The following is a 14,881-nucleotide window of genomic DNA, read 5'->3' as shown; positions in this document are numbered from 1 at the left end:
CTCAGACGGCCGCCGCGCTCAGGCGGCGGGGGTCGAACAGGTCGATGGGGTGCGCGGTCTCACCGTCGAGCGCCAGGTCGGCCACGATCTCGCCGACGACGGGCACGAACTTGAAGCCGTGCCCTGAGAAGCCGCAGGCGACGGTGACGGTGCCGGGGTGCGCGGGGTGGCGTGCCATGACGAAGTGCTCGTCGGCCGTGGTCGTATACATGCAGGTCACGGCCTTCAGGCAGGTGCCGGGGAGGTCGGGGATGCGGTCGGCGAGGTGCCGTCGCATGGCCTCGGTCTCGTGGTCGTGGACCGTGCGGTCGATGGTCTCGGGGGTGCAGACGGTGCCCCTGCGGAAGAAGGCGACCTTCGCGCCCCCATCGGGCCCGTCGATGGCGGGGAAGCCGTAGATCTGGGTGCCTTCGGCGTCCTCCCAGATGTAGACGGGGTGCCGCGCGCTCTCGAAGGGACGGGTCCCTTCTCGGGGCCGGAACCAGTACATGATCTGCCGCTCGACGGTGAACGGGACGCCCATGTCCGTGAGCAGCCGGGGCGCCCACGCGCCGGGGCAGACCACGAGGTGGCCCGCGGTGTAGGTGTCCTCGGCCGTGTGGACGCGCACGCCCCGGCCGCCGGGCAGCTCCTCCCAGCGCACGACGGGTTCCTCGAAGCGCAGCTCAGCGCCCGCCTGCTGGGCCAACTGGATGTGGGCCGCGACGGTGAACTCGGGGCGTACGAAGCCCGCGCGCTCCTCGTACAGCGCCACCTCGTCGTCCTCGGGCGTCAGGGTGGGGAAGCGGCGGCGGATCTCGCGCGCGTCGAGCATCTCGTGGGGCAGGTCCCACTGCCGCGCCGAGCGCAGGGAGCCGGAGACGGTGCGGGACTCGGGGCGGCCGATCATGACGCCGCCGCACAGCTCGGTGATGCGGCGGCCCGAGTCGTGCGCGAGCTTGTCGTACAGCTCGTAGGAGCGCAGCAGCAGCGGTACGTAGGCGGGGTCCTCGAAGTAGGACTGGCGGGTGATGCGCGAACCGCCGTGGCTAGAGCCCCGGTTGTGCGCGGGCCCGAACTTCTCCAGGCCCAGGACGCGGGAGCCGCGGAGGGAGAGGTGGTAGGCGGCGGCCGAACCCATACCGCCGAGGCCGAGGACGATCACGTCGTAGGTGGGAGCCATCGGGTGCCTCCAGAGGGGGTTTCGCGGGGTGAGGCGGGGTGTCTCAGCGGCGGATCCGGGCCATCTCCGGGTCGTAGAGGGGCTCTTGGGCGACGGTGGCGGGCACCTTCTCGCCGAAGTAGTTGATGTGCACGGGGGTGCCGGGCACGGAGGCGGCGGCGGGCAGCCACGCGTAGGCGACGCAGCGGCCGACGGTGTAGCCGTACGCCGCACTGGTGACGTAGCCCGCCGCCACGCCATCGGCGTAGACCGGTTCCTTGCCCATGACCACCGCCGCCGGGTCGTCGAGCGTGAGGCAGGTCAGCCTGCGCGCGCAGGTCTCCTCGCTCAGCCCCTCCAGCGCGGCGCGCCCGGTGAACTCGCCCTTCCCCTGCCGCACGGCGAAGCCGACGCCCGCCTCGTACGGGTGGTGTTCGGCGGTCATGTCGTGGCCCCAGGAGCGGTAGCCCTTCTCCAGGCGGAGGCTGTTGAAGGCGCTGCGCCCTGCGGCGACGACGCCGTGCTCCTGCCCCGCCTCCCACAGCGTGTCCCACAGCCGCAGCCCGAGGTCGGCGGTGGTGTACAGCTCCCAGCCCAGTTCGCCGACGTAGGACAGCCGCATGGCGGTGACCGGGACATGGCCGATGTAGGCGTGCTTGGCCCTGAAGAAGCCGAAGCCCTGGTGGGAGAAGTCGGTGCGGGTCAGCGGCTGCACCAGGTCCCGCGCGAGCGGCCCCCAGACGCCGACGCAGCAGGTGCCCGGGGTGATGTCGCGGACCTGTACGTCGGGCGGCGCGTGCCGCAGCAGCCAGTCCGTGTCGGCGGGGGTGTTGGCGCCGATCTGGAAGCGGTCGGGGGCGAGCCTGGCGACGGTGAGGTCGCTGCGGATGCCGCCGTCCTCGTCCAGCAGCAGCGTGTAGGTGACGGCTCCCGGTTTCTTGGCGAGCTGGTTGGTGGTCATCCGCTGGAGGAAGGCGAGCGCGCCAGGGCCTGTGACCTCCAGCCGGCGCAGCGCGGTCATGTCGTAGAGCGCGACCCGCTCGCGGGTGGCCAGTGCCTCGGCCGCCGCGATCGGCGACCAGTGGCGCGCCGACCACGCGTCGCGCGGCGGCAGGGCGAGCCCTTCAGCGAGGGGTGCGTTGGCCTCGTACCAGTGCGGGCGCTCCCAGCCCGAAGCCTCCAGGAAGTAGGCGCCCAGCTCCTGTTGCCGCTGGTAGAAGGGGCTGGTGCGCAGGGGGCGCGGCTGCTCCGGGGGCTGGAGCGGGTGGATGACGTCGTAGACCTCGACGAAGCTGCGCGCGCCGCGTTCCGCGACGTACGCGGGTGAGCGCTGCGCGTCCTCGAAGCGGTGCATGTCGCACTCGTGGACGTCGGCCGAGGGGCGCCCGTCCGTCATCCACTCGGCCACGGCTTTGGCGACCCCGGCCGAGTGGGTGACCCAGACCGCCTCGGCGAGCCAGAAGCCGCGCACGGTGCGGGACTCGCCGAGCACGGGCATGCCGTCGGGGGTGAAGGAGAAGACGCCGTTGAAACCGTCCTCCACCTCGCTCTCGGCCAGTGCGGGCAGCAGGCCGACGGCGTCCTGCCAGCTGGGCGCGAAGTCCTCCTCGGTGAAGGGCAGCGAGGAGGGCATGACGGGTGCCTCGTCGTAGGCGGGCACCTCGTACGGGTCCACGGGGAGCGGCCGGTGTGCGTACGAGCCGATGCCGATGCGGCCCGCCCCGTCCGCCAGGTGCTCGCGGAAGTACAGGTCGCGGTCCTGGAAGCGCAGGATGGGGCGTACGGCCTCGGCGCGTGCCACTCCGTCGCCGCCGAGTCCGTCGCCCGCGAGCTGGGGCATCGGCGCGGTGGTCGCGTACTGGTGGGCGAGGGGCAGCAGCGGGACGTCCACCCCGGCCATGGCCCCGATGACGGGGCCCCAGAAACCGGCCGCCGAGACGACGTGGTCCGCGGAGAAGGTGCCGCGGTCGGTGACGACTCCGGTGACCCGGCCGCCCTCGCGCTCGACACCGGTCACGGTGTGCCGCTCCAGGAAGCGGGCGCCGCGCCGCTCGGCGCGCGCGATCTGGGCACGGCAGGCGAGCACGGCGCGGGCCTGCCCGTCCCCGGGGGTGTGGAAGCCGCCGAGCACCTGGTCCACGTCCAGCATCGGCCACAGCTTGGCGCACTCCTGAGGGGTGATCAGCTCACCCCGTACGCCCCAGGACGCGGCGAGCCCGGCCTTGCGGTGCAGATCAGCCCAGCGTTCCTCGGTGGTGGCCAGTTCGAGGCCGCCGACGGGGTTGAAGCAGGGTGTGCCGTCGACGGTGAGGGAGCCGAACTTGCGCACGGTGTAGGAGGCGAACTCGGTCATGGTCTTGGATGGGCCCGTCCGGTAGACGAGGCCGGGTGCGTGCGAGGTGGATCCGCCTGGCGCGGGCAGCGGGCCCTGTTCGAGGACCGTGACGTCGCTCCAGCCGCGTGCCGTGAGTTCGTCGGCCAGCGAACAGCCGACGATTCCGGCGCCGATGATGACCACCCGTGCGTTGTGCTCGGACATGCGGGACATGTCCCTCCTCCTGCGAGCTGGGGGCTGGACGGTGTGGGGTGCGATGTGAGGGGGCGCGGTGCGCGAGGTGCGGTGCGCGAGGTGCGGGCCGGGCGCGCCGGGGACCGGGGCAACCGGGCAGGGGGCAGCGGAGGCTGGGGACGGCGGAGGCGGGGGCCCGTGACCGGGAGGCGCCGGTGCGCGGGCCCGTTGACGTGCGGGGTGGTGCCGGTGGGGGGTTGCGGGGGCCTTCGGGCCCGGGGTGTCAGATGACGACCACCGAGCGGAGCACCTCGCTACGGCGCATCCGGTCGAACGCCTCCTCCACCTCGTCCAGGCCGATCTTCTCGGTGACGAAGCCCTTGAGGTCGAGCTTTCCGCTCAGATGCAGGTCGATGAGGATGGGGAAGTCACGGCTGGGGAGGCAGTCGCCGTACCAGGACGACTTGAGCGCGCCGCCGTGCGAGAACACGTCGATCAGCGGCAGGTCGATGGTCGTCTCGGGGTCGGGGACGCCGACCAGGACGAGCGTTCCGGCCAGGTCGCGCATGGCGAAAGCCTGCTGGTAGGTCTCGGGGCGCCCGACGGCGTCGATGACGACGTCGGCGCCGTGTCCCCCGGTGAGCTGCCGCACGGTCTCGACGGGGTCGGCCCAGCGGGAGTTGACGACGTGGGTGGCGCCGAACCGGGTGGCGCCGTCGAGCTTGGCCGAGTCGATGTCCACGGCGATCACCCGGCGCGCCCCGGCCAGCGAGGCTCCGGCGACGGCGGCGTTGCCGACCCCGCCGCAGCCGATGACGGCGACGGTGTCGCCGCTGGTGACCCCGCCCGTGTTGACGGCGGCGCCGTATCCGGCCATCACCCCGCAGCCGACCAGTCCGGCCACCTCCGGGCGCGCGGCGGGATCGACCTTGACGGCCTGCGCCGCCGCCACGAGCGTCTTCTCGGCGAAGGCGCCGATGCCCAGGGCCGGGCTCAGCGGGGTGCCGTCCAGCAGCGTCATGGGCTGCGCCGCGTTACGGGATGCGAAGCAGTACCACGGGCGTCCGCGGCGGCAGGAACGGCAGGATCCGCATGGCGCACGCCAGGCGATCACCACATAGTCGCCTGGCAGCAGGTCGGTGACTCCGTCACCGACCTCCTCGACGACGCCCGCCGCCTCGTGTCCGAGCAGGAAGGGAAACTCGTCGTTGATCGCTCCTTCGCGATAGTGCAGGTCAGTATGGCAAACACCGCATGCCTGGACGGAAATCAGCGCCTCTCCCCGGCCGGGGTCGGGCACGTTGACGGGCTGCACCTCAACCGGCGCGCCCCGCTTCCTCGCGACGACAGCACGTACCTCGTGCGGCATGACCGCTCCCTCAAGCTGTTGCGTACTGCACGACCAGTTGCGCTATGAGCGACATCTTGGGAACGGCGGGAGGGCAGCGTCAACCCCCCGTCGGTGAGCGTCAGTAAATGGCCTGCACACAGCGGAACGGGGCCGGTGACCCGGCCCCGTTCATCCGTTGGTGACGCTTCGTCAGTGCTCGTCAGTACCGGTAACCCATGCGGCGCGAGAGCTCCTGGGCGGCAGCCATGGTGCACTTGACCACCTCCTGGAGATTCTCGTCGGCCAGTCTGTACGAGGGCCCCGAGACGCTGATCGCGCCGATCACGTCCCCGTCGTGCGCGCGCACCGGCGCTGCGACCGCGTGCAGCCCGATCTCCAGCTCGTCGATGGCGACGGCGAACCCGTTCTCCTTCACCGCTTCGAGCTGCGAGCGCAGTTCGCCCGCGACGGTCACCGTGCGCTCGGTGATGCGGGGCAGCTTCCGCGACAGCACGCTCTCCCGCACCGACTTGGGCTGGTGCGCCAGCAGGGTCTTGCCGCTGGAGGTGGCGTGCAGCGGGGTGCGCCGCCCGAGCCAGTTCTGCGCGGTGACCGACGAGGAGCCGCGCGCCTGCATGATGTTGACCGCGGCGTCGTCGTCGAGCACCGCGATGTTCGCCGTCTCGCCCACCTCACCCGCGAGGTCCCGGCAGACCGGGGCGCCCTCCTGGGAGATGTCGAGACGTGCGGCGGCGGCGCCCGCCAGGCGCAGCACCCCCGCACCGAGGTAGTACTTTCCGCGCTCCTGCTCCTGGGCGACCAGCCCCCGGTTCTCCAGCACTCCGAGGAGCCGGAAGGCGGTCGACTTGTGGACGTTCAGCTCTTCGGCGATCTCTGTGACCCCGGCCTCGCCGTGCTGCGCGAGGATCTCCAGCACGCTCACCGCCCGGTCAACGGACTGCACTCCTCCGGTGGATCCCTTCGTCGACTTCTCCTCGTTCCTGTCCTCCGACTTGTCCGTCATCTGCTCAACTCCACCGCCTGTAGCGCCGGTTGGCACGCACTTTGCCAGGAATCCCTTGACGTGTGCGCCCACGGCTTGGATTCTGTTGCGCATCGCGCTTCGCAGTGCACGATACGAAACGCGATGATACCGAAGAGTACGAGGGGGACCCAGTGATTCCCGTCTGTCGCCTCGAAGACCTGCCCGAGGGCGAGTCCATCCGTGTCGCCACCCAGCCGCCGATAGCCGTCTTCCATTCCGAGGGGCGGCTGTACGCCATCGATGACACCTGCACCCACCAGGACGCCTCCCTCTCCGAGGGATGGCTGGAGGGCTGTCTGATCGAATGCCCGCTCCATGAGGCTTCATTCGACCTCCGTACGGGCACCCCGACCTGTCTCCCGGCCCGCAAGGCCGTCCGCACGCACCCCGTGACCGTCGAGAACGGCACGGTCTACGTCCACGAAGCGGCTGAGGCGATCAGCCCCCAGGAAGGAAGCGCGGCATGAAGACCATCACGGTTGTCGGAGCGTCGCTCGCCGGTCTCTACGCCGCGCGGGAACTGCGCGCCCAGGGCTTCGACGGAAGGCTGGTGATCGTCGGCGAGGAACGCCACAGGCCCTACGACCGCCCTCCACTCTCCAAGCAGTTCCTCACCGGAGCCGTCACCCGGGAACAGTTGACGCTGACCGATGACGGCGACGAGACGGATCTGGAGGCCGAGTGGCTGCTCGGGGCGCGCGCCTCGGGGCTCGATCCGTGGGAGCGGGCCGTCCGTCTTGAGGACGGCCGCAGCCTGTCGACGGAGGGCCTGGTGATCGCGACGGGCGCCGCGGCGCGCCGGATGCCCGGCGGCGACATGCCGGGCGTGCACACTCTGCGCACCGTCGACGACGCGCAGGCGCTGCGCGCGGACCTGCGCCGGGGCCGGGCCCGTGTGGTGGTGATCGGCGGCGGCTTCATCGGCGCCGAGGTCGCCTCGTCCTGCGCCACGATGGGCCACGAGGTCACCGTCATCGAGGCGGCCCCGCTCCCCCTCGTGCCGCAGCTCGGCGAGGAGATGGCCCGCGCCTGCGCGACGCTGCACAAGGACCATGGCGTCACCCTGCTGTGCGGCACGGGGGTCGCCGCGCTGCGCGGGGGCGCCGACGGGCGCGTGGGCGGCGTGGAGCTCCAGGACGGCCGCGTGCGCCCCGCCGACGTGGTCGTCGCGGGCATCGGCGTCCGGCCGAACACCGGCTGGCTGGAGGGTTCGGGGCTCGCGCTGCGGGACGGTGTGGTGTGCGACGCGGGCGGTGCCACCGGGATGCCGGGGGTCGTGGCCGTCGGGGACGTGGCCCGCTGCGGCGACCACCGCTCCGAGCACTGGACGAGCGCCACCCAGCAGCCCGCGACCGCCGTCCGCAACCTCCTCGCCGGGGAGACCGTGGCGGAGCACCGCGCGCTGCCGTACTTCTGGTCCGACCAGTACGGCGTGCGCGTCCAGTTCGCGGGGCGCCGGGGGGAGGGGGACACGGTCAGGGTCGCGGAGGGCTCGTCCGACGACCGCAGCTTCCTCGCCGTCTACGAGAACGAGGGCCGTACCACCGCCGTCCTCGCCTTCAACCGCCCCCGGCCCTTCGCCCGTATGCGCCGCGAAATGTCCCGCGCGTCGCAGCCGGTGGCACTCTGAGCCCGCACCGGCGCCCCGTGAGGTGCGCCCATGGACCCCCGTAAGCGCCCGCTGAACACCCTTGAGCACCCGCAAGGTACGGACCTCGGACATCCTCCGTCCCGGCTCATCACACACTTCCGTATCCGCACGTCCCTCCTTGTCGCACGGTGGATTCACCCGCGCGGGAAAGGGGAACGCGGTTATCTGTTCCCGTCTGCGACATGTGCCGTCGCCGGGGACAGGACGGAATCCACGTTCGGGCCGGACGGAGATGTCATGCCCCCGGGCACGGGCCACTTGGTCATCACCACCCTCGCGCACAGTGACAGTTGTGCTGTCCTGCGGGTCAGCGGGGATCTCGACTACGCCTCGGAGCTGTCGTTCATGGCCGCTCTCGGTGATGCCGTGGACGCGGGCTACCGCTATCTCGTCCTGGATGTGACGGCACTGGTCTTCTGCGACTCGCGTGGGCTCAACTGCCTGCTCGCGCTGCGGTGGTTGCTGCACCGGCGGCCCGGTGCGCTGCTCCTCGTCCATGTGGGGCGGCGGCTGACCGCGCTGCTGGCGCAGACCGGCAGCACCGATCTGTTCCCCTCCTTCCTGACGGTGCGGCACGCGCTGGAGACCGTCCCCGAGTCCTCGCGCCCCGTGTGGCCGCCGACGGCGGACGCCACCGCCGCGCCGTCCGGCGAGCAGGACAGCGGTAGTTGACGATGTGTCAGAACCCCGCGCCGGGCGTCCGGTTGCCCGTCAGCGAGAAGAACGTCAGCAGGAGGAACGTCAGCGGGAGGAACGCGTCGCGCCGCCCCCGTCGTCCACCGGGGCGCCGTACCCCAGCAGCGCGAGGAAGGCGCGGAAGACGGCAGGCATGTCCACTGCCTCCGGGTCCAGCAGCCACTGGTACTGCAACCCGTCCATGACGGCCACCAGCAGGGGCGCGGCCTGGGCCGGGGTGAGTCCGCCGGGCAGTGTCCCGCCGAGTTCGGCCCGCAGCAGCGCCGCCATGTCGCCCCGCACCTGGGTGTAGCGGCGGGTGAAGAAGTCGCGCGCGGGGTGGTCCTCGGTGACGCTCTCGCCGAGCAGCGCCGAGAAGGTCCGCACGATGGCGGGGCGCATCGCGTTGTACTCCACCAGCGAGCCCAGGAGATCGAGCCGCCGCGCCCCGGCGGTGCGGCTGCCGCCGGTGTCCCAGCGGTCGCGCTCCTCCAGCACGGCCACGAGAAGCTCCTCCTTGGTGGGGAAGTAGTGCAGCAGCCCCTGCTGGGTGAGTCCCACCCGCTCGGCGACGGCCCCGAGCGACGCGCCCCGGTAGCCCCGCTCGGCGATCACCTCCAGGGCCGCACCGACGATCTCCGCCCTGCGCTCCTGGCTCCTCGCCCTGGTCATCTGCCCGCCCGCTCCTTCCGTGGCCGCCCGGCCCGCTCGGTTCCCCGTCGGCAGGACCGTACGCCACGCCGCGACATCACGAAAACATAACAAAACCTACTGCTCTACAGATACAGGGTCCACCATGGGAGCGGCAGCGGACAGTCGACGAGGAGGTACGGACATGGGCGGCGGGGTTCCCCGGAGCAGCGGAAGCGGACGGACACCGGAGGGCGGCCCGGCACCGCGGGACGGCGGTTCCGCGCCCGAGGGCGAGTGGGCGCGCGAGGCCGTCGTCGAGGCCGCGCTGGACAAGCTCGACCTGGACACGAAGGCGCGGCTGCTCTCGGGCCAGGACATGTGGTCGCTGCCCGCCGTGCCCGCGATCGGGCTGCCGTCGCTGGTGATGTCGGACGGGCCCGTCGGGGTGCGGGGTGTGCGCTGGACGGCGGACGACCCGTCCGTGGCGCTGCCCTCGCCGACAGCCCTCGCGGCGGCCTGGGACCCCGGACTGGCGCGCCGCGCGGGGCATCTGCTCGCGCAGGAGGCCCGCCGCAAAGGCGTGCACGTGCTGCTGGCCCCGACGGTCAACCTGCACCGCTCCCCGCTGGGCGGACGGCACTTCGAGGCGTACAGCGAGGACCCGTACCTCACCGGCGCCGTCGGCACCGGCTACGTACAGGGCGTGCAGGAAGGCGGCGTGGGGACGACGGTCAAGCACTTCGTCGCCAACGACGCGGAGACCGACCGCTTCACCGTCGACAACGTGGTCGGCGCCCGTGCGCTGCGCGAGCTGTATCTGCGGCCCTTCGAGATGATCGTCAAGGGGGCGCGCCCCTGGGGGATCATGACGGCCTACAACTCGGTCAACGGCACCACCATGACCGAGCACGGCCCCCTGGTGAACGGTGTGCTGCGCGGGGAGTGGGGCTTCGACGGGTACAACGTCTCGGACTGGATGGCGGCGCGCTCGACCAAGGGCGCGATCGAGGGCGGCCTGGACGTGGCCATGCCAGGGCCGCGCACGGTGTACGGGGAGGCACTGGCCGCCGCCGTGCGCGCGGGGGAGGTCGAGGTGGCGCACGTGGACGCGGCCGTGCGCAACGTTCTGCGGCTCGCGGCGCGTGTCGGCCTCCTCGACGGCGCCCCGCCCGTGGTCACCGCGCCGCCCGCCGGGATCGACGGGCCCGCGCTGGCCCGCGAGATCGCCCGCCGCTCCTTCGTCCTGGTGCGCAACGAGGAGCGCGGCGGACGCCCCACGCTCCCGCTGGACCCCGCGCGCACACCCCGTATCGCCCTCGTCGGCGCCCTGGCCCGCGAGCCGCGCGTGCTGGGCGGGGGCTCGGCCACGGTCTTCCCCGAGCACGTCGTCTCCCCGCTGGAGGGCCTGCGCGAGGCGCTGCCCGAGGGCGCGCTCACCTACGCCGTCGGCGCCGACCCGAGCGACGAACTGGCCGTCGCCGACGCCGGTTTCACGCTGCGTGCCGTCTGCCACGACGAGGCGGGGGAGGTCCTGGGCAGCGCGTCCGTGCCGAACGGCATGGTCCAGTGGCTCGGGAACGACCTGCCTCCTGGCGTGACGTACGAGGCGCTGCACTCCGTCGAGATCACCGGCACCTTCACCCCTCGCGAGAGCGGCGAACACTCCTTCGGCACCCGGGGCACGGGCGGCTTCACGCTGACCGTCGACGGCACGGTGCTCTTCGACGGCCGACGCTCCTCTGACGACCCGTTCGGCGCGATCTTCGACGCGCCCGTCGAGCACGGCCACGTCACGCTGACGGAGGGGCGGCCCGTGGAGGTCTCCCTGCGCCACACCGTCGACAAGGAGGCCACGGGTCCGCTGCGCGCCATCGTGTTCGCGCTGGCCCACCTGGGGCCGCGGCGCGACCCGGACCAGCTGATCGCGGAGGCCGTGGCCGCGGCCCGCGAGGCGGACACCGCGCTCGTGGTGGTCGGCACCACCGAGCGCGTCGAGTCCGAGGGCTTCGACCGCACCACCCTCGCCCTTCCGGGCCGGCAGGACGACCTCGTCCGCGCCGTCGCCGCCGCCAACCCCCGCACGGTGGTGCTGGTCAACTCCGGTTCGCCCGTCCAGCTTCCCTGGCGCGACGAGACGGCGGCGCTGCTGCTCACCTGGTTCCCGGGGCAGCAGGCGGGCGCCGCGCTCGCCGACGTGCTGCTGGGCGCCCACGAGCCCGGCGGGCGCCTCCCCACCACCTGGCCCGCGGCACTTGAGGACGCGCCCGTCAGCGGGACCGTCCCGGAGGACGGTGAACTCCCGTACGCCGAGGGCGTCTTCATCGGCTACCGCGCCTGGCAGCGCGACGGCCGCGCGCCCGCCTACCCGTTCGGGCACGGTGCGGGCTACACGAAGTGGACGTACGAGAGCGCCCGCTTCACCCCCGCCGACGGCCAGGCCGACGACCGCCTCGGCACCCTCACGGTGCGGCTGCGCAACACCGGGGACCGCCACGGCCGCGAGGTCGTCCAGCTCTATCTGGCACCGGAGCGGCAGGACGGCGGCGCGGACCGGCCCGCGCGCTGGCTCGCGGGCTTCGCCTCCGTGGAGGCCGCGCCGGGCGAGAGCGCCGAGGCCGTGGTGCCGCTCCCCCGCCGCGCCGCCGAGGTCTGGGACGAGTCGGCGGGTGGCTGGCGGCTGGTGCCCGGCCCGTACACGGCGGAGGCGGCGCACAGCGTCGAGGACGTGCGGCTGCGCACGGCGGTGGAGGTGACGGGGGAGGTCTGAGCCGGGGCGGGCCGTGGAGCCGTGGAGCCGTCGGGGAGGCACCTTCCGCTGGACGCGCAACCAAAAGGTTGCCTATTGTGGAGCGGGGAGGCACCATGGACGAGGTATTCAAGGCGCTCGCCGACGCGCACCGCAGGCAGCTCCTCGACAGGCTCCATGAGCGTGACGGGCAGAGCCTGCGCGAGCTGGGCGAGGGTCTGGAGATGACCCGGCAGGCGGTGAGCAAGCACCTCGCCGTACTGGAGACGGCGTGTCTGGTCACCGTCGTACGCCACGGCCGGGAGAAGCTGCACTACCTCAACCCGGTACCCATCAACGACATCGCCGACCGCTGGATCGGCCGGTACAGCCGCGAACGGCTGCGCACCCTCGCCGACCTCAAGCACGTGCTGGAGAAGGAACCCATGAGCAAGCCCGAGTTCGTCTACGTGACCGTCATCAGAACCACCCCCGAGCGGCTCTGGCAGGCGCTCACCGACCCGGCGTTCATCCGTCAGTACTACGAGGGGACGGGCCCCGAGTCCGACTGGAAGGTCGGCTCACCGGTGAAGTGGAAGATGAGCCCCGACGGCGAGTCCCACGACTGGGGCCAGGTGGTCCTGGAGTCCGAGCCGTACCGGAAGCTGGCGTACACCTGGCACAACTACCAGCCCGAGATGGCCGAGATGTTCGGCTGGAGCGAGCAGAAGCTGGCCGAGCTGCGCAAGGAGAAGATCTCGAAGGTCTCCTTCGAGATCGAGCCGCTGGGCGAGTCGGTCCGGCTCACCGTGGTCCACGACGACTTCGAGCCCGGCAGCGAGATGCTGGAAGGCGTGAGCGAGGGGTGGCCGGAGATCCTGTCCAGCCTCAAGACGCTGCTGGAGACGGGCGAACCGCTGCCCGCGCAGGACGGCTGACCGGGGGCTGACCGGGGGCCGCGCGCCCCGTCACGGCACCCCGTCAGAGTGCCGTCAGGGTGCCCCGGCCGGGGTCACGGCGCCTCCCCCGACGCCAGCACGGCGCGGGCGAGCGCCGCGACCCCGTCGCGCATCCGCTCCGGCGCGGCGCCGCCCGCGCTGACGTGCTCGATGAGGTCGCTCCGTACGGCGGCCAGGAGGGCGTGGGCCAGGAACTCGGCGTCCCGTTCGCCGCGCACCTCGGCCAGCAGCGCGGCGAGCTGGCCGTGCCACAGCGCGTAGCCCTCGTTCCGGTACGGGCTGCCGCTGCCCGCGTTCTCCAGGGCCAGCATCAGCGGGCGGCTCTCCAGCTTGAGCCGCAGCAGCGCGTCGAGCAGCGCGAGCACGCGCTCCTCGGCCGGGGCGCCGGGCCCGAGCGGGGGCGGCCCCTCCGCCACGGCGCCCCTGAGTGCCTCCGTACGCTGCTCGACCAGCGCCTTGACCAGTCCGACGCGGTCACCGAACCGGCGGAAGAGCGTGCCCTTGCCGACGCCCGCCTCGGCGGCGATGTCGTCCATGGAGACCCGCCCTGGATCGCCCCGCTCCTCGAACAGCCGGGCCGCCGCGGCGAGCACCGCCTCACGGTTCCGCACGGCGTCGGCGCGCTCTTTGCGTACGGGGGGCTCGGGGGGTACGGGGGGCAAGGGTTCCTCCTGGGGCGCGCAAACGGACTACTGGTCCGCATTCTAGGCGAGACCCAGGCCCAGCGCAGGGGTGGGCTGGCGAAACGGACCGGCAGTCCGTATATTCGGTGAAGCGGACCGGCGGTCCGCATCCATGCCCCGTCCCTCCCCCGAAAGGCACAGCCATGCCCGCGTCCACCGCTGCCCCCACCACCCCCGAGCAGGTCTTCCGGCGAAGCCTGGAGTTGCTGCTCGCCAAGGACATCTCCGGCTGGCTCGGACTCTGGGCCGAGGACGGTGTCGTCGAGTTCCCCTTCGCGCCGCCCGGCGCGCCCCGGCGGCTGGACGGCAAGGAAGCCGTCCGCGCCTATATGGCCGACTACCCGGACCACATCGACCTCGCGGACATCCCCTGGGTGGAGATCCACACGACCGGGGACCCCGAGGTGGCCGTGGCCGAGTGGCGCGGGGTGGGGCGGGTGGTCGCGACGGGTGAGCCGTACGACATGACGTACATCGTCGTCCTCACCGTCAGGGACGGCCTGTTCACCCACTACCGCGACTACTGGAACCCGCTCGTCGTCCAGGAGGTCACGGACGGCGGCAACGCGCCCTTCGGAGGCGGTGCCCGATGACCGCGTCTGACCCCGTTCTCGTGACCGGGGGCACCGGCAAGACCGGCAGCCGCGTCGCCGCCGGGCTCGCCGCACTGGGGCACCCCGTGCGCGCGGGCAGCAGACGGCCGTCGCCGGGCCAACCCGTAGACGCGCCCGTGGACGCACCTGTGGACCGCTCGACGGACCATCCCGTACGGCCCGTGCGCTTCGACTGGGCCGACCCCGCGACACACGGCCCCGCGCTCGACGGGACACGCCTGCTCTATCTCGTCGCGCCCCTCGCCGACCCGGACCCGGCGGCCGTGATGCTGCCGTTCCTGCGGCGGGCGCGGGAGAGCGGTGTGCGCCGGGCCGTGCTGCTCAGTTCCTCCGCCATCACGGAGACCGGCGACGGGCTGAGCACCGTGCACCGCGCCGTCCGCGACACGTTCCCCGAGTGGGCCGTGCTCCGTCCCTCGTGGTTCATGGACAACTTCACCGGCGACCACCCGCACGCCCACAGCATCCGCGCGGCGGACGAGATCGTGACCGCGACGGGCGAGGGGCGGGTCGGGTTCGTCGACGTGCGGGACATCGCGGAGGTCGGCGTACGGGCGCTGAGCGACGCGCGGGCGCACAACACCGCGCACCTCATCACGGGGCCCGAGGCGCTGAGTTACGCGGACGTCGCCGCCGTCGTCTCCCGCGTCACCGGCAGGCGGATCGCGCACCGTCCCGTCCCGTACGAGGCCATGCGCGACAGGCTGGCGGCGACCGGGATGCCGCCCGCCTTCGCGGCGCTCCTCGCGGGGATGGACCGGTCGGTCGCCGGAGGCTCCGAGGACCGGGTCAGCCCCACGGTGGAACGCGTCACCGGCAGGCCGCCGCGCTCCTTCGCCGAGCACGCGGCGGCGCACGCGGGCGACTTGGCGCGCGGTTAGCGGCGCGCGTGCCGCGCCCGGCGGCGCCCCGTGGT

At 72.6% G+C, this 14,881-nt stretch carries 13 protein-coding genes; 7 read left to right on the top strand and 6 right to left on the bottom strand.

From position 1 onward, the window contains the following. Position 1 precedes the first annotated feature (1 nt). From solA to ACYVOO_RS08345, 4 genes are all read right to left on the bottom strand, one after another. A complete protein-coding gene (gene solA, locus ACYVOO_RS08360; protein WP_461014993.1) occupies positions 2 to 1,162 on the bottom strand; it encodes an N-methyl-L-tryptophan oxidase in 1,161 nt (386 codons plus the stop codon). A gap of 43 nt (positions 1,163 to 1,205) precedes the next feature. Beyond that, positions 1,206 to 3,689, bottom strand: a complete 2,484-nt coding sequence (locus ACYVOO_RS08355) for a GcvT family protein (protein ID WP_461014992.1) — start codon at positions 3,687 to 3,689, stop codon at positions 1,206 to 1,208. Between the two features lie 244 nt (positions 3,690 to 3,933). Then, on the bottom strand, positions 3,934 to 5,019 hold the full coding sequence (locus tag ACYVOO_RS08350) for an S-(hydroxymethyl)mycothiol dehydrogenase (protein ID WP_461014991.1): 1,086 nt from the start codon (positions 5,017 to 5,019) through the stop codon (positions 3,934 to 3,936). A gap of 181 nt (positions 5,020 to 5,200) precedes the next feature. Next, a complete protein-coding gene (locus tag ACYVOO_RS08345) occupies positions 5,201 to 6,004 on the bottom strand; it encodes an IclR family transcriptional regulator (RefSeq protein ID WP_453345783.1) in 804 nt (267 codons plus the stop codon). Between the two features lie 152 nt (positions 6,005 to 6,156). Here ACYVOO_RS08345 and ACYVOO_RS08340 point away from each other — a divergent pair, with 152 nt between their 5' ends. The 3 genes from ACYVOO_RS08340 (at position 6,157) to ACYVOO_RS08330 (ending at position 8,348) form a co-directional block, all read left to right on the top strand. After that, a complete protein-coding gene (locus tag ACYVOO_RS08340; protein WP_461014990.1) occupies positions 6,157 to 6,492 on the top strand; it encodes a bifunctional 3-phenylpropionate/cinnamic acid dioxygenase ferredoxin subunit in 336 nt (111 codons plus the stop codon). Next, positions 6,489 to 7,655: an NAD(P)/FAD-dependent oxidoreductase gene (locus tag ACYVOO_RS08335; RefSeq protein ID WP_461014989.1), complete on the top strand. Its 1,167-nt coding sequence runs from the start codon at positions 6,489 to 6,491 to the stop codon at positions 7,653 to 7,655. Before ACYVOO_RS08340 ends, ACYVOO_RS08335 begins: the two co-directional genes overlap by 4 nt. A 258-nt stretch (positions 7,656 to 7,913) precedes the next feature. Further along, positions 7,914 to 8,348: an STAS domain-containing protein gene (locus ACYVOO_RS08330; protein ID WP_453345780.1), complete on the top strand. Its 435-nt coding sequence runs from the start codon at positions 7,914 to 7,916 to the stop codon at positions 8,346 to 8,348. 69 nt (positions 8,349 to 8,417) lie between these two features. Here the strand turns inward: ACYVOO_RS08330 and ACYVOO_RS08325 are convergent, their stop codons facing one another. Beyond that, positions 8,418 to 9,023, bottom strand: coding sequence for a TetR/AcrR family transcriptional regulator (locus ACYVOO_RS08325; RefSeq protein WP_461014988.1), 606 nt, complete (start codon positions 9,021 to 9,023; stop codon positions 8,418 to 8,420). A 163-nt stretch (positions 9,024 to 9,186) separates the two neighbouring features. Between ACYVOO_RS08325 and ACYVOO_RS08320 the strand changes: the two genes are divergently transcribed. After that, complete coding sequence (locus ACYVOO_RS08320) at positions 9,187 to 11,751, top strand: beta-glucosidase family protein (protein ID WP_461014987.1); 2,565 nt, start codon at positions 9,187 to 9,189, stop codon at positions 11,749 to 11,751. Between the two features lie 95 nt (positions 11,752 to 11,846). Then, a complete protein-coding gene (locus tag ACYVOO_RS08315) occupies positions 11,847 to 12,647 on the top strand; it encodes an ArsR/SmtB family transcription factor (RefSeq protein ID WP_461014986.1) in 801 nt (266 codons plus the stop codon). A 74-nt stretch (positions 12,648 to 12,721) separates the two neighbouring features. On the opposite strand, the gene ACYVOO_RS08310 is transcribed toward ACYVOO_RS08315, so the two are convergent. Then, positions 12,722 to 13,330 carry a TetR/AcrR family transcriptional regulator gene (locus ACYVOO_RS08310; protein ID WP_461014985.1) on the bottom strand — a complete coding sequence of 203 codons (609 nt, stop codon included), beginning with the start codon at positions 13,328 to 13,330 and terminating at the stop codon, positions 12,722 to 12,724. A gap of 164 nt (positions 13,331 to 13,494) precedes the next feature. Between ACYVOO_RS08310 and ACYVOO_RS08305 the strand changes: the two genes are divergently transcribed. Together ACYVOO_RS08305 and ACYVOO_RS08300 are read left to right on the top strand one after the other, a co-directional pair. Continuing rightward, positions 13,495 to 13,944, top strand: coding sequence for a nuclear transport factor 2 family protein (locus tag ACYVOO_RS08305; RefSeq protein WP_461014984.1), 450 nt, complete (start codon positions 13,495 to 13,497; stop codon positions 13,942 to 13,944). Further along, positions 13,941 to 14,846 (top strand): NmrA family NAD(P)-binding protein, encoded by a 906-nt coding sequence (locus ACYVOO_RS08300; RefSeq protein WP_461014983.1) that lies wholly within the window; start codon positions 13,941 to 13,943, stop codon positions 14,844 to 14,846. Before ACYVOO_RS08305 ends, ACYVOO_RS08300 begins: the two co-directional genes overlap by 4 nt. Positions 14,847 to 14,881 lie beyond the last annotated feature (35 nt).

Source organism: Streptomyces daliensis (assembly GCF_054782395.1).
The sequence above is the reverse complement of the archived record's forward strand: the minus strand, read 5'-3'. Positions and strand labels throughout refer to the sequence as shown.